This is a genomic window from Methylocystis sp. S23 (assembly GCF_054106005.1).
This window is the reverse complement of the sequence record NZ_CM134185.1, coordinates 1,204,460-1,223,702: the sequence shown is the minus strand read 5'-3', so window position 1 is coordinate 1,223,702 and position 19,243 is coordinate 1,204,460. Positions and strand designations below refer to the sequence as shown.

The 19,243-nt window shown below is 65.9% G+C and carries 20 protein-coding genes; 15 read left to right on the top strand and 5 right to left on the bottom strand.

Translation table 11 applies throughout. The features are described from left to right. Nucleotides 1–94 precede the first annotated feature (94 nt). Together ACV7JP_RS06230 and ACV7JP_RS06225 are read right to left on the bottom strand one after the other, a co-directional pair. Nucleotides 95–451: a YidB family protein gene (locus ACV7JP_RS06230; protein ID WP_457798355.1), complete on the bottom strand. Its 357-nt coding sequence runs from the start codon at nucleotides 449–451 to the stop codon at nucleotides 95–97. Nucleotides 452–582: 131 nt separating this feature from the next. Beyond that, nucleotides 583–1,536, bottom strand: a complete 954-nt coding sequence (locus tag ACV7JP_RS06225) for an LOG family protein (protein WP_457798354.1) — start codon at nucleotides 1,534–1,536, stop codon at nucleotides 583–585. Between the two features lie 97 nt (nucleotides 1,537–1,633). Here ACV7JP_RS06225 and ACV7JP_RS06220 point away from each other — a divergent pair, with 97 nt between their 5' ends. The 13 genes from ACV7JP_RS06220 to ACV7JP_RS06160 all read left to right on the top strand — a co-directional run bounded on the left by ACV7JP_RS06220 (nucleotide 1,634) and on the right by ACV7JP_RS06160 (nucleotide 15,250). Next, nucleotides 1,634–2,380: a YebC/PmpR family DNA-binding transcriptional regulator gene (locus ACV7JP_RS06220; RefSeq protein WP_457798353.1), complete on the top strand. Its 747-nt coding sequence runs from the start codon at nucleotides 1,634–1,636 to the stop codon at nucleotides 2,378–2,380. A gap of 218 nt (nucleotides 2,381–2,598) precedes the next feature. Continuing rightward, nucleotides 2,599–3,216, top strand: coding sequence for a TetR/AcrR family transcriptional regulator (locus tag ACV7JP_RS06215; protein WP_457798352.1), 618 nt, complete (start codon nucleotides 2,599–2,601; stop codon nucleotides 3,214–3,216). Between the two features lie 32 nt (nucleotides 3,217–3,248). Next, nucleotides 3,249–3,866: a glutathione S-transferase family protein gene (locus ACV7JP_RS06210; protein WP_457798351.1), complete on the top strand. Its 618-nt coding sequence runs from the start codon at nucleotides 3,249–3,251 to the stop codon at nucleotides 3,864–3,866. A 44-nt stretch (nucleotides 3,867–3,910) separates the two neighbouring features. Next, on the top strand, nucleotides 3,911–4,528 hold the full coding sequence (locus ACV7JP_RS06205; protein WP_457798350.1) for a glutathione S-transferase family protein: 618 nt from the start codon (nucleotides 3,911–3,913) through the stop codon (nucleotides 4,526–4,528). Between the two features lie 260 nt (nucleotides 4,529–4,788). Then, nucleotides 4,789–6,561, top strand: coding sequence for an acetolactate synthase 3 large subunit (locus ACV7JP_RS06200; RefSeq protein WP_457798349.1), 1,773 nt, complete (start codon nucleotides 4,789–4,791; stop codon nucleotides 6,559–6,561). Nucleotides 6,562–6,694: 133 nt separating this feature from the next. Then, complete coding sequence (gene ilvN / locus ACV7JP_RS06195; RefSeq protein WP_457798348.1) at nucleotides 6,695–7,246, top strand: acetolactate synthase small subunit; 552 nt, start codon at nucleotides 6,695–6,697, stop codon at nucleotides 7,244–7,246. Between the two features lie 184 nt (nucleotides 7,247–7,430). Then, nucleotides 7,431–8,450 carry a ketol-acid reductoisomerase gene (gene ilvC, locus ACV7JP_RS06190; RefSeq protein WP_457798347.1) on the top strand — a complete coding sequence of 340 codons (1,020 nt, stop codon included), beginning with the start codon at nucleotides 7,431–7,433 and terminating at the stop codon, nucleotides 8,448–8,450. 112 nt (nucleotides 8,451–8,562) lie between these two features. Beyond that, a complete protein-coding gene (locus ACV7JP_RS06185) occupies nucleotides 8,563–9,402 on the top strand; it encodes a nuclear transport factor 2 family protein (RefSeq protein ID WP_457798346.1) in 840 nt (279 codons plus the stop codon). A gap of 182 nt (nucleotides 9,403–9,584) precedes the next feature. Then, a complete protein-coding gene (locus ACV7JP_RS06180; protein ID WP_457798345.1) occupies nucleotides 9,585–10,463 on the top strand; it encodes a nuclear transport factor 2 family protein in 879 nt (292 codons plus the stop codon). Nucleotides 10,464–10,472: 9 nt separating this feature from the next. Continuing rightward, entirely contained in the window at nucleotides 10,473–11,378 is a 906-nt protein-coding gene (locus ACV7JP_RS06175; RefSeq protein WP_457798344.1) for a PhzF family phenazine biosynthesis protein, read from the top strand. Next, entirely contained in the window at nucleotides 11,375–12,097 is a 723-nt protein-coding gene (locus tag ACV7JP_RS06170) for an NUDIX hydrolase (RefSeq protein WP_457798343.1), read from the top strand. Before ACV7JP_RS06175 ends, ACV7JP_RS06170 begins: the two co-directional genes overlap by 4 nt. Nucleotides 12,098–12,128: 31 nt before the next feature. After that, nucleotides 12,129–13,943, top strand: coding sequence for a 3-dehydroquinate synthase (aroB, locus tag ACV7JP_RS06165; protein ID WP_457798342.1), 1,815 nt, complete (start codon nucleotides 12,129–12,131; stop codon nucleotides 13,941–13,943). Between the two features lie 5 nt (nucleotides 13,944–13,948). Further along, nucleotides 13,949–15,250 (top strand): HlyC/CorC family transporter, encoded by a 1,302-nt coding sequence (locus tag ACV7JP_RS06160; RefSeq protein ID WP_457798341.1) that lies wholly within the window; start codon nucleotides 13,949–13,951, stop codon nucleotides 15,248–15,250. Here the strand turns inward: ACV7JP_RS06160 and ACV7JP_RS06155 are convergent. From ACV7JP_RS06155 to ACV7JP_RS06145, 3 genes are all read right to left on the bottom strand, one after another. Continuing rightward, nucleotides 15,247–16,623, bottom strand: coding sequence for an HWE histidine kinase domain-containing protein (locus ACV7JP_RS06155; RefSeq protein ID WP_457798340.1), 1,377 nt, complete (start codon nucleotides 16,621–16,623; stop codon nucleotides 15,247–15,249). The two genes, ACV7JP_RS06160 and ACV7JP_RS06155, sit on opposite strands and share 4 nt — an antisense overlap. A 159-nt stretch (nucleotides 16,624–16,782) precedes the next feature. After that, complete coding sequence (locus tag ACV7JP_RS06150) at nucleotides 16,783–17,337, bottom strand: sigma-70 family RNA polymerase sigma factor (RefSeq protein WP_457798339.1); 555 nt, start codon at nucleotides 17,335–17,337, stop codon at nucleotides 16,783–16,785. Then, nucleotides 17,334–17,576, bottom strand: a complete 243-nt coding sequence (locus ACV7JP_RS06145; RefSeq protein WP_457798338.1) for a NepR family anti-sigma factor — start codon at nucleotides 17,574–17,576, stop codon at nucleotides 17,334–17,336. The genes ACV7JP_RS06150 and ACV7JP_RS06145 overlap by 4 nt, the downstream gene beginning before the upstream one ends. Before the next feature lie 180 nt (nucleotides 17,577–17,756). On the opposite strand from ACV7JP_RS06145, the gene ACV7JP_RS06140 reads away from it, so the two are divergent. Both ACV7JP_RS06140 and ACV7JP_RS06135 read left to right on the top strand, forming a co-directional pair. Beyond that, nucleotides 17,757–18,545, top strand: coding sequence for a response regulator (locus ACV7JP_RS06140; RefSeq protein WP_457798337.1), 789 nt, complete (start codon nucleotides 17,757–17,759; stop codon nucleotides 18,543–18,545). Nucleotides 18,546–18,645: 100 nt separating this feature from the next. Next, on the top strand, nucleotides 18,646–19,182 hold the full coding sequence (locus tag ACV7JP_RS06135) for a Dps family protein (RefSeq protein ID WP_457798336.1): 537 nt from the start codon (nucleotides 18,646–18,648) through the stop codon (nucleotides 19,180–19,182). Nucleotides 19,183–19,243 lie beyond the last annotated feature (61 nt).

The window sequence follows — 19,243 nt, the reverse complement described above, 5'->3', positions numbered from 1 at the left end:
GGGCTCGCGAGGCAAGTCGGGCCGGAAAGCGGCGCGACGGAAGAAAAAGCCGCCGGAATGGCGTCCGGCGGCTGAGATCATAAACGAGAAGATTTTACGCCTTTTTGGACTCGTCCTTCTCGGGAACCGGCAGCTTGCCTTCCGGCGTGGCCTTGTCGATCGCCACCGGCAGATATTCGGCGAGGAGATCGCGGGCCTTGCTCACATCGACGCCCGCCGCCTCGGCGAGCTTCTTGATCTTTTCGATGCCGACCGCCTGGCCGACCTCAATGGCGCTGATCGCCTGATTCTGGCCGGTCGAAATCCAGGACTCCACCTGCTGCTTATAGCCGCCGCTCTGGAACTTCTTGACGACGGCGTCCAGCCCGCCCTCCTTCTCGACGTAATCCTTGATGAGGCTGAGCGCTTCCGCGCCGATGGCGCCGCCGACGATTGCCTTGAGCCAGCTCATGCAGAAACCTCCTCTCGAAACTCGGGCGGCGCTTTGCCGCGCCTGTCAGATAGTGACCGGCTCCATTGGTTACAATGACGGCCGCGACGCTTTTGTGGCGGCGCGGCGCGGCAGGAGCCCGTGAATTTTGGCTAAATCAGGGGATCGCCAGCCTTTTCGCGCCAGCGCAAAATATCGTCCCAAATTTCTTGCGCCGTCTCGGCGTACCAGAACAGCGCGCGGTCCTCGGGGGCGATGACCCCTTCCTCGACGAGGAAATCCGGGTCGAACACGCGCCGCCAATAGGCTTCTCCCACGAGAACGATGGGCACCGGCTTCATGACGCGGGTCTGTACGAGGGTCAGGGTCTCGAAGAGCTCGTCCAGCGTGCCGAAGCCGCCGGGAAAGGCGACGAGCGCCCGCGCGCGCAGCACGAAATGCAGCTTGCGCATCGCGAAATAGTGGAAGCGAAAGCAGAGATCCGGCGTGATGTAGGGATTGGGGAACTGCTCGCGCGGCAGCGAGATGTTGAGGCCCGCCGTGTCGGCGCCCGCGTCGAAGGCCCCGCGATTGGCCGCCTCCATGATGCCCGGCCCGCCGCCGGTGACGATGGCGAGGCGGCGGCCATCCGGCGCCCGCCCGGCCTCGCCCACGATCCGGCCGAAGTCGCGCGCGATCTCGTAATAGCGCGCCTTCGCGGCGATGCGCTCGGCGACGCGCAGGCGGCGGATCGCTTCCGGGTCGTCCGGCCGCGCGGCCGCCGTATCGCGGGCCTCGGCCAATCTCGCTGCGGCGGCCTTGGGCTCGACGATGCGGGTCGAGCCGAAGACGACGATGGCGTCGGAAATCCCGCGCCGGCGCAATAGAAGCTCGGCCTTCAAATAGTCGAGCTCGAGCCTTGGGCCGCGGGCGTCGTCCGAATTGAGGAAATCAATGTCCGAATCGGCTTCCCGATAGGCCGCGCCCGAAAGGAGCGCGGCGACGCGCCGCGCCGCCTCGGGGTCTTCATAAGCGGGCTTCGGGCGCTCGTCGGGAAGCGGCTCCCGGCGCCGGAGCGGATGCGGCGGGCTGGGTTCGCCGCTCGGGCCTTTGTCGGTTGGACTCATGCGGCGCGCCTTTCTTTATTTCCGCTGCGGCGAGGCGTATAGACGGCCCGGACGCCGCTGGAAGGCGATGACGAAAAGGACTTAAGGGCGAAGAACGATGGCCGGGCATAGTCAGTTCAAGAACATTATGCATAAGAAGGGCAAGCAGGACGCGATCCGCTCCAAGCTCTTCTCCAAGCTGGCCCGCGAAATCACCGTCGCCGCCAAAGCGGGCCTGCCCGATCCCAACATGAACGCCCGCCTGCGCGCCGCCGTTCTCGCCGCCAAGGCCGAGAACATGCCGAAGGACAATATCGACCGCGCCATCAAGAAGGCCTCGGGCGCCGATTCGGAGAATTACGACGAGGTGCGCTATGAGGGCTACGCGCCGGGCGGCGTCGCCGTCATCATCGAGGCGCTGACCGACAATCGCAACCGCACGGCGGGCGAGGTGCGCTCCTATTTCACCAAGGCGGGCGGCTCGCTCGCGGAAACGGGCGCCGTCTCCTTCATGTTCGACCGCGTCGGCCTCATCGAATTCGACAGGAAGGTTGCGTCCGAGGACGCGATGATGGAGGCCGCGATCGAGGCGGGCGCCGACGACGTCTCCTCGACCGATGAGAGCCATGAGATCATCACTTCGGTCGAGAGCCTGCGCGACGTCGCCAAGGCGCTTGAAGAGAAGTTCGGCGATTCGAAAAAGGCCGCCCTCGTCTGGCGGCCGCAAAACGCGATCAAGGTCGACGACGAGGCGGGCGAGAAGATCCTGAAGCTCGTCGGCGCGCTCGAGGACAATGACGACGTGCAGAACGTCTACGCCAACTTCGAAATCTCCGACGCGCTGATGGCGAAGCTCGCGGGGTGAGTTCTCGGGTCGCTCGCCGCTTGGCGTGGCGATCCCCCAATACTTCCCCTTTACGGGGACGCAAACCGCCGGGTGAGGTTCGCGCGCCGCGACGACCATGGTGGGTGGGGGCTATACCCCACCCGGCCCAGCTTCGCTGGTCCACCCTCCCCGTAAAGGGGAGGGACGAGCTCACGCCCGGCGGCGTGAATGAGCGCAGCGCGCCCTGAGCGAACCCGATGCACGTAAAACGCCGCTATCATCACGGTTCGCTCAGGCAGGCGCTGGTCGACGCGGGAATCGAGATATTGGCCGAGGGCGGCCCTTCCGCCCTCACATTGACGGAAGCCGCCCGCCGCGCGGGCGTCACCCCCGCCGCGCCCTACCGGCATTTTTCCGGCCGCGACGCGCTGCTCGCGGAAATCGCGCGGCAGGGCTTCGAGACCTTCGGCGCGCGGATCGAGGCCGCCTGGGACGAGGGCCGCCCGGACGCCAAAACCGCCATGGCCGCCATGTGCGCCGCCTATCTGAAATTCGCCCGCGAGGAGCCGGGCCTCTACGCCGCCATGTTCGGCCAGGCCGCGACGCTCGCCGATCCGGGCGCCGGCGGCGCCGCCGACCATGCGCTGGAAATATTGTGGCGGGCGGTCGTCGCCTGGCTGCAACAGGCGCAGGCCCCGGCGCAGGGCGCGCGCCATGTGGCGCTGCAAATCTGGGCGCTGGCCCATGGCGTCGCGATGCTGACGATCTCGGGTCATTTCGATCCGGCGAAGACGGCGGACCCGGCGACGGTGCTGGACGGGGCGGTGCAGGGGGTGATGGCGGCGGCGGTCGCAAAGGCCAGGGCGACGCCCTAGATATAGGCTGTTTCCGACCCGGGAGCCCCTCCGTGATCAAGCTTTTCTATTCCCCCGGCGCCTGTTCGCTCGCGCCCCATATCGTTCTCGAATGGATCGGCGCGCCCTATGAAACGGCGCGCGTGACCTTCGGCGATCCAGACTATCTCAAGGTCAATCCGGCGGGCGCCGTGCCCGCCCTCGACACGGGTGAGGGCTGGACGCTGACGCAGGCGGGGGCGATCCTCGCCTATCTTGCGCGCCGCTTTCCCGAGGCGAAGCTTTCAGGCGGCGATTCGCTGCGGGAGAAGGCGGAGATCGACCGCTGGTCGCATTTCCTTACGGGCGACCTCCATCCGGCTTTCTTTCCCTGGTTCGCGCCCGCCCGCTACACCATGACGACCGGAACGGAGGCTTATGAATCGACGAAGAAAGCGGCTGTGAAGCTTGTGCGCAGAAAGCTCGAACTGCTCGACGCGCAGCTTTCCGACCGCAGCTTCATCGTCGGCGAGTCCAGGTCCTATATCGACGCTTACGCCTTCCCCATGGAGCGCTGGGCCGCCGCCGCGCTGCCCGACGGACTCGACGCCTTCGCGAATATCCGCGCCCATCACGACCGCCTCGCGGCGGACGCGGGCGCCAAAGCCGCGCTTTCGGCGGAAGGGCTCTAACGGGCCTCTAATTATCGCGAGGCGTCCGCCACGGGAGCCTCGCCATGCTTACGCTTTACTATCACCCCGGCGCCTGCTCGCTCGCCGCCCATATCGTTCTCGAATGGATCGGCGAGCCCTACGCGACCAAGGAAGTCGAGTTCGGGGACAAGGACTATCTCAGGATCAATCCCGCCGGGGCGGTGCCCGCCCTCGACGACGGCGAGGGGTGGATTCTCACACAGGACGCCGCGATCCTGCGCTATCTCGCCAAACGCTATCCGCGGGCGGGCCTCGCCGTGCAGGGCTCGGCGCGCGAGGAGGCCGAGGCCGACCGCTGGAGCTTCTTCATCACCGGCGACCTGCACCCGGCCTTCTTTCCGCTCTTCGTCCCGAACCGCTATACCCGGGCGAGGGAGAAGGAGGCCTTCGACGACATTCGCGAGGCCGCCAAGGCGCTGGCGCATAAGAAATTCGCGCTGGTCGAGGCGCATCTCGCCGGGCGGCGCTTCTTCCTGGGCGAGAAGCGCAGCTATCTCGACGCCTATGTCTTCCCCATGGCGCGCTGGGCGCAGACCATGTTCGACGACGGGCTCTCCGAGTTTCCCTCGGTGCGCGCCCATCACGACATGATGGCGGGGGACCCGGCGGTGCGGAAGGTGCTGGCGGCGGAAGGGGCGTAACCCGGCCGTCATTGCTTCGCTCCGCTCACAATGACGGAGGCGGCGCTGCCCGGGCGACGCATCCTCCCTTGATTCTCTCCCGCGCGTCCCGTAACGTCGGCGGCGTCAAGAATAAGCGGGGCGCGATGCGCGGTCTTCTCGTAGTAGATTTGGCGCCGGAGACGGAGCGGGAATAGGCCCGCATTCCGCCAATGGCGCTTGACCCAGGGCCCCGAGAGGGCCTTTTTTGTTGCCCGCAGGAATGAAGAACGGAAATGACCATGTCGAAGGAAATGACCGGCGCGGAAATGGTGGTCGAAGCCCTGAAGGATCAGGGCGTCGAGATTCTCTTCGGCTATCCCGGCGGCGCGGTCCTTCCGATCTATGACGTGCTCTTCCATCAGGAGAAGGTGCGGCACATTCTCGTGCGCCACGAGCAGGGGGCGGCCCATGCGGCCGAAGGCTACGCCCGCTCGTCGGGCAAGGCGGGCGTGCTGCTCGTCACCTCCGGCCCCGGCGCGACCAACACCATCACCGGCCTCACCGACGCCCTGATGGATTCGATCCCGCTGGTCTGCATCACCGGACAGGTGCCGACTCATCTCATCGGCTCGGACGCCTTCCAGGAATGCGACACGGTCGGCATCACCCGCCACTGCACCAAGCACAATTACCTCGTGAAGAGCGTCGAGGATCTGCCGCGCGTGCTGCATGAGGCCTTCTATGTCGCGACCTCCGGCCGTCCCGGTCCGGTCGTCATCGACATTCCCAAGGACGTGCAATTCGCGCGCGGGACCTATGCGCCGCCGCGCGGCGCGCAGCACAAAACCTATCAGCCCAGGCTCGACGCCGATCTGGAGTCGATCCGCGAGGCCGTGAAGATGATGGCCGCCGCCAAGCGCCCGATCTTCTATACGGGCGGCGGCGTCGTCAATTCCGGCCCCTCGGCCTCGGCGCTGCTGCGCGAGCTCGTGAGCCTCACCGGCTTCCCCATCACTTCGACGCTGATGGGGCTCGGCGCCTATCCGGGCTCCGGCCAGAACTGGCTCGGCATGCTCGGCATGCACGGCACCTATGAGGCGAACAACGCCATGCATGACTGCGATCTCATGATCGCGGTGGGCGCGCGTTTCGACGACCGCATCACGGGGCGCCTCGACGCCTTCTCGCCGGGCTCGAAGAAGATCCATATCGACATCGACCGTTCCTCGATCAACAAGAACGTCAAGGTCGATCTCGCAATCGTCGGCGACTGCGCGCATGTGCTCGAAGCGATTGTGCGCACATGGCGCGCCGAGGCGATGCACGCCGACAAGCAGCCGCTCGACCATTGGTGGGCGCAGATCGACGAATGGCGCGCCAAGAAGTCGCTCGCCTTCCGCAATTCGGACGCGACGATCAAGCCGCAATACGCCGTGCAGCGGCTCTATGCGCTGACCAAGGATCGCGACGTCTACGTCACGACCGAGGTCGGCCAGCATCAGATGTGGGCCGCGCAGCATTATCATTTCGAGGAGCCGAACCGCTGGATGACCTCGGGCGGGCTCGGCACGATGGGCTACGGCCTGCCGGCGGCGATCGGCGCGCAGCTCGCGCATCCGAGCGCGCTCGTCATCGACATTGCAGGCGAAGCGTCGATCCTGATGAACATTCAGGAAATGTCGACGGCGATCCAGTATCGCCTGCCGGTGAAGATCTTCATCCTCAATAACGAATATATGGGCATGGTGCGCCAGTGGCAGGAATTGCTGCATGGCGGGCGCTATTCGCACAGCTATTCGGAGGCGCTGCCCGATTTCGTGAAGCTCGCGGAGGCCTTCGGCGCCAAGGGCGTCCGCTGCTCCGACCCCAAGGACCTCGACGCCGCGATCCAGGAAATGCTCGATTATGACGGCCCGGTGATCTTCGACTGCCTCGTCGACAAGGTCGAGAACTGCTTCCCGATGATTCCCTCCGGCAAGGCGCATAACGACATGCTGCTCGCCGATCTCTCGGACGACGCGGGCGTCGACATCGGCGCCATCATCGACGAAAAGGGAAAGATGCTGGTGTGATTCTCCCTCTCCCCGTTTACGGGGAGAGGGTCGGGGTGAGGGGCAAAGCCGCTTCGCAGTCGATTTGGCCTTGCCCCTCACCCCAGCCCTCTCCCCACAGGTGGGGAGAGGGAGAAAAGTCCAAAGGATGAAAATGAACGCTCCCGCCACGCCGCCCTCTCCCTATTCCGCCTCGACGCGCGACGGCAAGGTCGAGTCGCACACGCTGTCGGTCCTCGTCGACAACGAGCCGGGCGTGCTGGCGCGCGTCGTCGGGCTGTTCTCCGGGCGCGGCTACAATATTGAGAGCCTCACCGTCGCCGAGGTGGCGCATGCCGAACACCGTTCGCGCATCACCATCGTGACCTCGGGCGCGCCGGAGACCATCGAGCAGATCCATCATCAGCTCGAGCGCATCGTGCCGGTGCGGCAGGTGACGGACCTCACCATCGCCAAGCGCTCGCTCGAGCGCGAATTGGCGATGGTCAAGGTTCGCGGACGCGGCGACAATCGCAACGACGCGCTGCAGCTCGCGGAAGCCTTTCGCGCCCGCATCGTCGACGCCACGACCGAGAGCTTCATCTTCGAGCTGACCGGCCGCCCGGACAAGATCGACGAATTTGTCGACCTGATGCGGCCCATCGGCCTTGTCGAGGTCTCGCGCACCGGCGTCGCGGCCATTTCCCGGGGGCCCGACCCGATCTGATCGCTCGGCGGCCCTGAAGGGCCCCGTCGCGTCCTTCGCCCGGAGGGCCCGCCGCCTTATTCCGTGTCATGGCGGCCTTTGACCTCGGCGGCCGCGCCGCGTAAAAGGGCGCGCGAAATTCATGACGTTGTGCGGGCGGTCCCGTCATCCGCCAAAACACCAAGCAATCAGGGAACGACAGGAAATGCGCGTTTACTACGATCGGGACGCCGACATCAATTTGATCAAGGGCAAGAAGGTCGCCATTATCGGCTATGGCAGCCAGGGCTTCGCTCACGCCCTGAACCTGAAGGAATCGGGCGTTCCGGAAGTGGCGGTCGGCCTGCGTTCCGGCTCGTCCTCCGCCGCCAAGGCCGAGGGCGCGGGCCTCAAGGTCATGACGGTTCCGGAAGCCGCCAAATGGGCCGACGTCGTCATGATGCTGACGCCCGACGAGCTGCAGGGCGAGATCTACGCCAATGAGCTCGCGCCGAATCTGAAGCAGGGCGCGGCCCTCTTCTTCGCCCACGGCCTCAATATCCACTTCAACCTCATCGAGCCGCGCAAGGATCTCGACGTGATGATGGTCGCGCCCAAGGGGCCGGGCCATACGGTTCGCGGCGAATATCTCAAGGGCGGCGGCGTGCCCTGCCTCGTCGCCGTGCATCAGGACGCTTCCGGCAACGCCAAGGACATCGCGCTCTCCTACGCCTCCGCCATTGGCGGCGGCAGGGCCGGCATTATCGAGACGACCTTCCGCGAGGAATGCGAGACCGATCTCTTCGGCGAGCAGGTCGTGCTCTGCGGCGGCCTCGTCGAGCTGATCCGCAACGGCTTCGAGACGCTGGTCGAAGCCGGCTACGCGCCGGAGATGGCTTATTTCGAGTGCCTGCACGAGGTGAAGCTGATCGTCGACCTTATCTATGAGGGCGGCATCGCCAACATGAATTATTCGGTTTCCAACACGGCCGAATATGGCGAGTATGTCACGGGTCCGCGCATCGTCACCCCGGCGACCAAGGCCGAGATGAAGCGCGTTCTGGAGGATATTCAATCGGGCAAGTTCACCCGCGACTGGATGCTGGAGAACAAGGTCAACCAGACCTCCTTCAAGGCGACGCGCGCGCGCAACGCCGCGCATCCGATCGAAGAAGTGGGCGCCCGGCTGCGCGCCATGATGCCTTGGATCGGCAAGAACAAGCTCGTGGACAAGGAGCGCAACTAAGTTTCAACTAGCGGCCTGCGTGCGGCCGGGCGGGGCCGCGCGCAGGGCAGGGAGCGCATGAAGGGGTGGGAACATGCACGGTGGGGGCAACCGTACGGTTCGGCTGACCGCCGTGGATAAGCGTCGTCTCATCGCTGAAATGCTCGACTGCCGGATGCGCAGGCAGTACGATCGCTTCGAAAGCTATGTGGATCCCCGCGTCGTCGTCAATTGCAACGCTTGGCGGGAAGGAATCATCGGACCCAATATCTGGTCCGGCGCGCCTGCTTTGCGCGATCTCTTCCGCCGTACGGACGAAAATTACTTCCCGCTCGAACATGAGATTCTCGACATTCTGATCGACAATGACCGCGCGGCGGTGCGCTGGCGCGGCAATTGGCGGCGGCACGCGACGAGCAAGGTCTACCCGATCGACGCCGCCCATTTCCTGCGCTGGGATAACGGGCTCGTCGTCGAGATGCATGAATTCTTCGACGCGCAGTGCAAGTCGGCGTCGTCCTACGCTTCGGTCCCCAGCCTGGAAAGCCTGCTCGCGCCGGGCGCGCCGGAATTGAGCCGCGAGGAAATGGAGCTGCGCGCTCGGCAGCTTGCCGGCCACGACCAGGGCCCGGATTTCGAGCTGCTGAGAAAATGGTGCTCGCCCAATATTGTCTGCGAATTCGTCGGCGACCGCGCGCGGCTGCCCTATGCGGGGCGGCATGTCGGTTTCGAGGCGATGCTGGGCGTCATTCGCGCCGTTAATGTCGATTTCGAGCAGCGGGATTTCGCCCTGTCCGAGATGATGATCGAGGATATGCGGGTGGCGGGCCGCCGCCGGGTGCATTGGAGACATCGCGGGACAGGCCGGGCCGGCGTTTCCGAGCTTGCGGATTTCGTGCGGTTCGAGAAGGGCTTGATCGTCGAGTTCATCGAATTTCGCGACACCGTGTCGCTGGCTCTCATGGGCGGCTGAGAAATTCCTTCCAAAACAAATCTGTTCATGGCCGCGCCGCATTGGCGCGCGGCAGGGCCGGCCAGGAAGCGGTCGACAAGCGACGGCCCGAGCGGGCATAATGATCGGAAATATTGAGAGAGTCTCCGCGCCGCCGACGCTGGCGGCGGGCGAGCGGCGGATCGCGCGGGCGACGAGGGCAAATGCACGGGATGGACGGGAGGCCGAGGCGGGCCGCCGAAAGCGAAACGCGCCGGCGCGTACACGAGCTCATCAGGGTTCGCATGTCCGGGGACGTTCCGGCGACGCTGAAGCTCTTCACGGAGGATGTCGAGCTCAGCTACAATGGCAGGGTCGGCGTGTTCCCGGCAGGCCAATGGCGCGGCTCCCAGGCCCTGCGCGATCATCTGCGGCGGACCGACATCGAATATGAGCCGCTCGACGCGGAGGTGAAGGACGTCCTCGTCGAGGGCGACCGAGCGGCGGTGCGGTGGACAAGCCACTGGCGCCGCCGCGCCACCGGGCAGGTCTATTGTATGGACATGGCGCATTTCCTCCGCTGGCGGAAGGACCGCGTCTCGGAGATGCACGAGTTCCTCGACCATCATGCGCAGCGGCGCGTGACCGATGAGACGCCCAGGAGTTTCGAGGAGATGCTGAATCCGCCCCATCCCGGCCTCAGCCGCGAGGAGATGGCGCGACGCATGATGACGCTCGGCAGCTTCTCGCGCGAGGGGCCGGATATCGAGCTCTTCCGCAAATACTGCTCTCCCGACGTCGTCTGCGAATTTGTCGGCGACCGCCAGGCCATTTCCCATGCCGGCCGCCATCGCGGCATCGACGCGCTCGCCAGCATCGTTCGATCCGTCGCCGTCGATTTCGAGCAGGTGGGCTGCGCGACGCCCGAAATGGTGATCGACGGCGGCTCGGGAGCGACGCGCCGCACGGTGGAATGGCGTCATCGCGGCACGGGCCGCCGCGGCATTGTCGAGCTCGCCGATTTCATGCGCTTCGAGGACGGGCTGATCGTCGAGCTCGTCGAGTTTCGCGACAGCGTCGCGCTCCTGCAGATGCAGGATTGACGCCCCGACATGCCGCTCGGCCTGACCTACCATCTTCTCGACGTCTTCACGGATCGCCGATTCACGGGCAATCCGCTCGCGGTGGTGGAGGGCGCCGACGCATTGAGCGACGCCCAGATGCAGGCGGTCGCGCGCGAGTTCAATCTGAGCGAGACGGTCTTTCTGCTGGAGCCGCGCGATCCGGTCCATAGCGCGCGCATGCGGATTTTCACGCCCGCGGCGGAATTGCCCTTTGCGGGCCATCCGACGATCGGGGCGGCGGCGCTTCTCGCGGAAACGCGGGCGCGCGATCTCTTGTCCCGCCATGGCGTGGCCGTCGCGCTGGAATGCGCGCTCGGCCTCATCCATTGCGAGGCGCTGCGCGGAAGCGGCGGCGTCGCCTATGCCGAGCTGACATTGCCGGGAACGCCCACGACCCTGGAGGGCGCGCCGCCGCCGCGGGCGCTCGCCGAGGCCCTTTCTCTCGCGCCGGAGGAAATCGGCTTCGGCGCCCATCTCCCGACGCGCCATGCGGCGGGGCCGGCTTTCGTCTTTGCGCCGGTCGCCTCGCGCGCGGCGCTGGACCGCGCGCGCCGCGCCCCGCAATTTTCCGCCGTCGCCGGCGCGGCGGCCGGCGTCTTCCTCTACACAAGGGAGACGGTCGATCCCGCAAGCGCGGTCAGCGCCAGAATGCTCGCAAACGGGCTCGGCATAGACGAGGACCCGGCGACCGGCTCGGCCGCGGCGGCCTTCGCCGCGGTCGCGCTCCGCTTCGAGCGGCCCAGCGACGGCGAGCATGAATTATTCATCGAACAGGGCTACGCGATGGGTCGTCCGTCGCGCATCACCTTGCGAATGACGGTCGAGAAGGCGGCGCTGGCGCGCGTCGCCATTGGCGGCCAGGCCGTGCGCGTGGCCGAGGGAAGGCTGCTGTGAGCTTGGATCCAAGCATTGTCGAGGTCGATCGTCTCGATTGCCGCCTCGTCGCGCATCGCTGGGCCTTCGCGGAGGCCGAAGCCGCGACGCTCGACCGGAACTGGGCCGAGCGCCTCGCGCGCAACCCCGCGCTTTACGACGGGCCGGTCCTGCTCGCCTGCCGCGCCGAGATCGGCATGGAAGGCGGGGCGCGCGTGCTGGCGCTCGACGCCTTCGAGACCCGCTTCTCCCGTTTCCTCGGCTGGCGCGATCTCGGCTGGCCGGACCGAAGCGTGTTCAATTGCTTCGCCATGCCGGCCGTTCGCGCGAGCGACGGCGCCTATCTCGTCGGCGAGATGGGGCCCGGTCATTCCGCCGCCGGCCAGCGCTACTTTCCGGGCGGCACGCCCGATCCCAACGACGTGGTCGAGGGCGGCCTCGTCGATCTCCCGGGCAGCCTCGCGCGCGAATTGCGCGAGGAGGCGGGCTTGCCCGCCGAGGAAGGCGTCGCGGCGCGGGGCTGGACCGTGATCTTCGACGGCCAGCGCGTCGCCTGCATCAAGCGCATCGACTGGCCCGCGCCCGCGGCGGCGCTGCGGATGCGGGTCCGCGATTTCCTCGCCCAGGAGGCCGAGCCCGAGCTCTCCGACGTTCACATGATCGCCCCCGGCGTCCATGACGATCCGCGTCTGCCGGCTTTCATGTCGGCCTTTCTCGCGCGCGCCGCGGAGAGGGGCTGAATTCGGGACCGCCTCAGTATAGATTGGCCCCATGACTCGAACCCAGACCCTTGGCGCGGCGCCGACGCCTCCGTCCGGCGGCGGCGACGAGCGCATTGCCGCCATCCGCGCCGGATTGGGCGGGCGCGCGCTCGTCTTCGTCGGGATGATGGGCTCGGGGAAAAGCGCCATCGGCCAGCGCCTCGCCGCCCGCATCGGCCTGCCCTTCGTCGACGCCGACGCCGAGATCGTCGCGGCCGCCGCCGGCATGACAATTCCTGAAATCTTCTCCAAATATGGCGAGCGCTATTTCCGCGACGGCGAGCGCCGCGTGATCATGCGTCTTCTGAATAGCGGCCAGATCGTCCTCGCCACGGGCGGCGGCGCCTTCATGGACCCGCGCACGCGCGAGCGCATCGGCGAGCGCGCCATCTCCATCTGGCTCGACGCCGATCTCAAAACGCTGATGAAGCGCGTGCGCCGCAAGAACGACCGCCCGCTGCTGCATACCGACGATCCGGAGGAAACGCTGCGCCAGCTTCTGGAGCGGCGCCGGCCCGTCTATGAGCTCGCCGACCTCAGGATCGAATCCCGGGACGAGCCGCAGGACGTGATGGTGGAGGAGACGCTGAACGCGCTCGCCGCCCAATTGCCGCGCATCAACGCCACGCGCCGCGCCGCGCAGAAGAAGGACTTCACCAAGGCCATGACTCATTTGCATCTGGAGCGCGCGCAGACGGAGCAGGGCGCGACGCATCGCGAGACGGTCCACGTCGCGCTCGGCGGCCGCTCCTACGACATTCTCATCGGCTCCAACCTGATCGAGGAGGCGGGCGACCATATCAAGCGGCTCGCGCCCGGCGCGGCCTGCGCCGTCGTCACGGACGAGAATGTGGCGCGCCTGCATCTGCCGGCGCTAGAGGAGAGCCTCGGGAAAGCCGGCGTCCGCTACGCGACGATCGTCGTGAAGCCCGGCGAAGGCTCCAAGTCCCTGGCCACCTTCGGCCGCGTCTGCGACGAGGCGCTCGCCGCCAAGATCGAGCGGCGCGATCTCATCGTCGCCTTTGGCGGCGGCGTCGTGGGCGATCTCGCCGGCTATGTGGCGGCGAGCCTGCGGCGCGGCTCGCGTTTCGTCCAGATGCCGACGACGCTGCTGTCGCAGGTCGACTCCTCGGTCGGCGGCAAGACGGGCGTCAATTCGGCCTATGGCAAGAATCTCATCGGCGCCTTTCATCAGCCTTCTCTCGTGCTCGCCGACGTCGACGCGCTGCGGACCCTGCCGCTGCGCGAATTCCGCGCGGGCTATGCCGAGGTGGTGAAATACGGCCTCATCGGCGACAAGCGTTTCTTCGAATGGCTCGAGGCCGACGCCGAGGCCGTCTTCCACAGCCGCGCCGAGCAGATCTGCGCCGTGGCGGTGAGCTGCGAAACGAAGGCCACCATCGTCGCGCGCGACGAGACGGAGCAGGGCGATCGCGCGCTGCTCAATCTCGGCCATACTTTCGGCCACGCTTTCGAGCTGCTCACCCGTTACGAGAGCGAGCGTCTCGTCCATGGCGAGGGCGTCGCCATCGGCATGGCCTGCGCCGCGCGCTTCTCCGCGCGATTGGGACTGTGCTCGAAGGAGGACGCCGATCGCGTCGCACGCCATCTCGCGAGCGTCGGCCTGCCGACGGAGATCCGACAGATCCCCGAATGGCGCGGCGACGCCCAGGCGATCCTCGAGGCCATGTATCAGGACAAGAAGGTCGAGGGCGGCGCCCTCACCTTCATCCTCATGCGCGGCGTCGGCGAAGCCTTCATCGCCAAGTCGGTGGAGCCGACGGAAGTTCTGGGATTCCTCAACGACGAACTGGCGCGGGCGTAACGGACATGCACGGACTTCCTTCCGGCGGCGGGGCGGGTTTCGACTGGACGGACGTGCTGGTCGTCATCGCCTGCGTCTTTCTTTCCGCCTTTTTCTCGGGCTCCGAGACCGCGCTCACCGCGGCGTCCCATGCGCGGATGCATACGCTGGAAAAGGAGGGCGACAAGCGCGCCGGCGCCGTCAATCGCCTCCTGCGCCAGCGCAACCGCATGATCGCCGCGCTGCTGCTCGGCAGCACTTTGGTCAATATTGGCGGCTCCGCCTTCACGACGAGCGTGCTGACGGTGGTCGCGGGCGAGAATGGCGCGGTCTACGCCACCATCCTCATGACCGTGCTGCTGCTCGTCTTCGCGGAAGTGCTGCCCAAGACGCTCGCGATCAATCATCCGGACGCCATGTCGCTGCGCGTCGCGCGTTTCATCACGCCTTTCGTCTCGATCTTCGGCCCGGTGCTCGCCGCCGTGGAATGGATCGTGCGGTCGGTGCTGAAGCTCGCCGGCGTGGAGATCGGCCATGGGCGCACGATGATCTCGCCCTATGAGGAGCTTAAAGGGGCGGTCGACATTCTGCATGAAGAAGGCGAAGTCGAACGCTCGGCGCGCGACATGTTCGGCGGCGTGCTCGACCTTCAGGTGCTGCATGTCGCCGACGTGATGATCCACCGCACCAAGATGCGCACGATCGACGCCGATCTGCCGCCGGTGCAGATCGTGCGGGAGGTGCTGTCGTCGCCTTTCACGCGCATGCCGCTCTGGCGCGAGCGGCCCGATAATTTCGTCGGCGTGCTCCATTCCAAGGATCTGCTGCGCGCGCTCGACGCGGCGGGCGGCGACGCCTCTAAGATCGACATAGATGACGTCATGAACGCGCCCTGGTTCGTCCCGGAAGCGACGACGCTCGAGGATCAGCTCGAGGCCTTTCTCAAGCGCAAGACCCATTTCGCGCTGGTCGTCGACGAATATGGCGAGGTGATGGGACTCGTCACGCTCGAGGACATTCTGGAGGAGATCGTCGGCGACATTCGCGACGAGCACGACCTCGCCGTGCAGGGCGTCCGGCCGCAGCCCGACGGCTCGGTGCTGGTCGACGGCACCGTGCCGGTGCGCGATTTGAACCGCGTCATGGCCTGGAGCCTGCCGGACGAAGAGGCGACGACGATCGCCGGCCTCGTCATCCACGAGGCGGGCGCCATTCCGGAAGCGGGTCAGGTTTTCACCTATCACGGCTTCCGCTTCGAAGTGATGCGCAAGATCCGCAATCGCGTCACCGCGCTGCGCGTGACGCCGCAGGAAGCCGTCGAGGATTAGATCTCGGCGGTGATCGTGGCGCGAACGCCTTCGGGGTCGAAGGCGATGTCGGCGTCGCCGCAGAACTGGCGCGTGAGGACGGTTTTCATCAGATATTGACCGGCGCCCGCGCGCTGGGGGAAAGCGACGGGTGGACCCCCTTGCTCCCGCCACTCGATCTGCAGCTTGCGGCCCTCGCTATCCGCCACCCGCCACTCGACGAAAACCTTCCCGTCCTCGGAGGACAGGGCGCCGTGCTGCTCGGCGTTGGAGAGGAGCTCATGGAGCGCCATGCCGAGCGCCAGCGCGACCTCGGAGCGCAGCTCGATATCGTCGCCGGAGGTCTCGATGCGGTCGCGCAGGCTCGCAGTGTCGCAGGCGAGCGAGGCCGTCACCAGCTCCTTCATCGGCGTTTGCGCCCATGACTTCCTGACAAGAAGCGTGGAGATGCGGCTCAGGCACTGAATGCGGTCGGAGAAGCTGTTCCTGAAACAGGCGAAGTCGGTCGCCGTGCGGGCCGTGATGTTGGCGATGCCCTGGATCATCGCCAGCGAATTGTTCACGCGGTGATGCAGTTCGAGGTTCATCACGCGCCGGTTCTCCTCGGCGCTCTTGATCTCGTCTATGTCGGTCACGGCGACGATCGCCGCCATGACGTCGCCCTGTTCGTTGCGGATCGGCGCGCCGGTGATGTTGATCCAGCCCCATGAGCCGTCGCCGCGCTGATGGCGGCATTCGAGCACGGGCCTTTCCTCTCCGGCAAGCGCGCGGGCCAGCGGATATTCCTCTTGGAGAACCGGCTCGCCATTCTCGTGGACGGCGATCCAATAGCGATAGGCCTCGACGCCTTCGGAATAGATCACGGGGCCGCGGCGGATCGTTTCCAGCGCCGAATTGCCCTCCAATATCCGGCCGCTCGGCGCTTCGGCGATGAGCACGCCGACGGGCAGGGCGTCGATGATGGCGCGTAGCTGATTGTTGAACACCGACGGACCGCCAATGCCGGCGCCGCGGATCAGCTCCGCATTGAGCCGCGTCAGCAAGACGCGCTTGCGGCGCAGCCTCTGTTCGAATTCCTCGAGGGCGCGGGCGATGTCGTCGACATCGGCGACGCCCGTCATGGCCCAGCTCGGCGTCTCGCCGGCTTTCAGGCGATGCGCCATCTCGGCGAGGTTGTGGGTCGCGGCCGTCGTCTCGAGACGGGCCGCGTTCAGCCGGAAAAGCGCGATGATCGCCACGACGAGGCCGATTCCCAGAAGGGCGGCCGTCGCCATTAGGAAATTCGTCTCGCCGGATTGGGGGAGCGCCGTCTCCGTCGCCCCTTTTACGGCGCCCGTTCCCGCGATCAGCGCGAATGCGGGCCCCATTATCCGCGAGAAAGCCTGATCGACCACCAATTGCTCCGCGCCCCCGTTTCGCCGCCGGTTTCTTCGGCGGCTTTTTTTGCCGACGACAAGGGACCCCAACCCTCGCCAGCCGTCATCTCGAAACCGGCGAGGCCTTCGCCGAGTTCCCGAAAGCGCGATCGGGACCGCATATTTCTGAACCCGGCTTTACAGCGCCTTCGTATTCTTACGGGCGGCGAGACCGGTGAGGGTGGGGTCGTCGTCGATCTCGTGCGCGCCGCTCAGCCCCAGATGCTCGGCGAGCTTGGCGCGCGCGCGGTTCAAACGACTCTTCACCGTGCCGACGGCGATGTTGCAGATTTGCGCAGCCTCTTCGTAGGAGAGTTCGGTGATGCCGATCATCAGCAGGATCTCGCGATGCTCCGGCGCGAGCTTGTTCAACGCCTTCTGCACGTCCTGCATGGTGACGTTCGATTCCTGCCCGCCTTTCACGGGAATCTGCTCGGCCAGGACGTTGTCGCTGTCCTGAACCTCGCGCGAGCGCTTGCGGTACTGGGAAAAATAGGTGTTGCGCAGGATGGTGACCAGCCAGGCGCGGAAATTCGTGCCCGGCTCGAAGCTGTCGGCGTGGGACCAGGCCTTAACAAGCGTGTCCTGGACGAGATCGTCGGCAACGCTATATGAGCCTGAGAGCGAGATGGCGAAGGCCCGCAGATACGGGATCTGCGCCACCATTTGCTCTCCGAACGTCGCGTCTGTCATTTCTTCTCGCGCTGTTTGGCTTCGAGCTGGGCGAGCAGCACGACGAATTTGTCCGGGATCGGCTGGTGAATCAGGTCATCGCAGAACGAGCGCAGGACACGCCCCAATTGTTCCTGAATATGCGGCTCCAGAAAGGCGACTTCGGCGCCGTCGATCGGTTCGTCGTCAAGCGGGCGCGCGTCGGCGACCTCGGCCGTCCTCCGGGTTTTCCCTTCCTCTCGTTCGTTGCCTTGCGTCATCTAATCCCTCGAGACGCTCGTCGGAGTCGACGATTGTCCATGAAAGCGCCCTCGCTCCAGGCGCCTCGAAATAGGCAACCCGGTGGAGGCGCAAACGTTCCAGATTGAAGTGGTGGATTTCTATCCCGGCACAACGTAATGCTCAACACGAGCACGAATCCAAGACCGCAGGGTGTCGACATGAACATCTCACGCGAGATCGCTCCGCATCTTCCTTATCTGCGCCGCTTTGCGCGCGCCCTATGCGGCTCGCAGAAGAGCGGCGACGCCTATGTCGTGGCGACGCTCGAGGCGCTTGTCGCCGATATCGACGCCTTTCCGACGAGCATGTCCGCCAAGGTCGGCCTCTATCATCTCTTCATGGCCTCCTGGTCCTCCATCGCGCTCAATGTCGAGGACAGGCCCGAGGACGAGCCGCCGGCGGCGCAGCGCAATGTCAGCCTGCTGACGCCCCGCTCGCGCCAGGCCTTCCTGCTGCGCACGGTGGAGGGCTTCTCCATCGAGGACGTGGCCGATATCCTGTCGATCGCGCCGCAGGAGGTGGAGGCGCTGATCGCGCAGGCGGGCCGCGAAATCGCGGAGCGCGTCGCGACCGACGTCCTCATCATCGAGGACGAGGCGCTGATCGCGCAGGACATCGAATTCATCGCCCGCGATCTCGGCCATCAGGTCATCGGCATCGCCCGCACGCATAAGGAGGCGGTCGAGCTCGCCCGGACTAAGCAGCCCGGCCTGATCCTCGCCGACATTCAACTGGCGGACGGCAGCTCGGGCCTGAACGCCGTTAACGAAATGCTGCAAAGTTTCGATTGCCCGGTCATCTTCATCACGGCCTTTCCCGAGCGCCTGCTCACCGGCGAGCGGCCGGAGCCGGCGTTCCTGATCAGCAAGCCCTACAAGGTGGATACGGTGAAAGCGACGATCAGCCAGGCCCTGTTCTTCGAGCGCAGGGCGACGCGCGTCGCCTGACGGCGGCGCATGGACGGCGTCCGAATTTCGCGCGCTGGAACAACGAAGGCGAGACGCGCGTTGTCGCGTAACGCTGGAGGCCAGTCCGAAGGAGGCGAACATGACCTTGAACGTCGCCGAAAGCCGCGACACGGAGCGCGCGTCGCTCAATACGCCGAGCGATCTTTCCCCGGAAGCGACGGCGACGGTGGCCGAGCGCATCAATCGCCTCGTCGCGGACGCCTATGTGCTTTACCTGAAGACCAAGAATTTCCACTGGCATGTCAGCGGGCCGAATTTCCGCGACTTTCATGAGATGCTCGACGACCAGAGCGCGCAGATCCTCGAATCGATCGATCCTCTGGCGGAGCGCTCCCGCAAGCTCGGCCAGCCGACGCTGCGCTCGCTCTCGCAAATTCTCGAATTGACGTCGCTTCAGGAAAACGAAAGAGACTTCGTTTCGCCTTACGAGATGCTCGTCGAGCTGATGAACGACAATATCGCCATCGCCAAATCGATGCGCGAGGCGCATGGCGTGTGCGAGGATTGGGAGGACGTCGCGACGGCGAGCCTGATCGAGCAATATATCGACGAGACCGAGAAGCGCACCTGGTTCCTGTTCGAGGCCGCGCGCGCCGCCGACGCCGGCGGCCGCTGACAGCCTCTTGCCCTGGCGTCACAAAGCCGCATAAGTTCCGGCGAGGCGTTTGGGCCGGCGC

Bases quoted from the DNA above. Each gene is read 5' to 3' on its own strand.
- ACV7JP_RS06230 (WP_457798355.1), bottom strand. From the start codon at position 451: ATGAGCTGGCTCAAGGCAATCGTCGGCGGCGCCATCGGCGCGGAAGCG.
- ACV7JP_RS06225 (WP_457798354.1), bottom strand. From the start codon at position 1,536: ATGAGTCCAACCGACAAAGGCCCGAGCGGCGAACCCAGCCCGCCGCAT.
- ACV7JP_RS06220 (WP_457798353.1), top strand. From the start codon at position 1,634: ATGGCCGGGCATAGTCAGTTCAAGAACATTATGCATAAGAAGGGCAAG.
- ACV7JP_RS06215 (WP_457798352.1), top strand. From the start codon at position 2,599: ATGCACGTAAAACGCCGCTATCATCACGGTTCGCTCAGGCAGGCGCTG.
- ACV7JP_RS06205 (WP_457798350.1), top strand. From the start codon at position 3,911: ATGCTTACGCTTTACTATCACCCCGGCGCCTGCTCGCTCGCCGCCCAT.
- ACV7JP_RS06200 (WP_457798349.1), top strand. From the start codon at position 4,789: ATGTCGAAGGAAATGACCGGCGCGGAAATGGTGGTCGAAGCCCTGAAG.
- ilvN (WP_457798348.1), top strand. From the start codon at position 6,695: ATGAACGCTCCCGCCACGCCGCCCTCTCCCTATTCCGCCTCGACGCGC.
- ilvC (WP_457798347.1), top strand. From the start codon at position 7,431: ATGCGCGTTTACTACGATCGGGACGCCGACATCAATTTGATCAAGGGC.
- ACV7JP_RS06180 (WP_457798345.1), top strand. From the start codon at position 9,585: ATGCACGGGATGGACGGGAGGCCGAGGCGGGCCGCCGAAAGCGAAACG.
- ACV7JP_RS06175 (WP_457798344.1), top strand. From the start codon at position 10,473: ATGCCGCTCGGCCTGACCTACCATCTTCTCGACGTCTTCACGGATCGC.
- aroB (WP_457798342.1), top strand. From the start codon at position 12,129: ATGACTCGAACCCAGACCCTTGGCGCGGCGCCGACGCCTCCGTCCGGC.
- ACV7JP_RS06160 (WP_457798341.1), top strand. From the start codon at position 13,949: ATGCACGGACTTCCTTCCGGCGGCGGGGCGGGTTTCGACTGGACGGAC.
- ACV7JP_RS06150 (WP_457798339.1), bottom strand. From the start codon at position 17,337: ATGACAGACGCGACGTTCGGAGAGCAAATGGTGGCGCAGATCCCGTAT.
- ACV7JP_RS06145 (WP_457798338.1), bottom strand. From the start codon at position 17,576: ATGACGCAAGGCAACGAACGAGAGGAAGGGAAAACCCGGAGGACGGCC.
- ACV7JP_RS06140 (WP_457798337.1), top strand. From the start codon at position 17,757: ATGAACATCTCACGCGAGATCGCTCCGCATCTTCCTTATCTGCGCCGC.
- ACV7JP_RS06135 (WP_457798336.1), top strand. From the start codon at position 18,646: ATGACCTTGAACGTCGCCGAAAGCCGCGACACGGAGCGCGCGTCGCTC.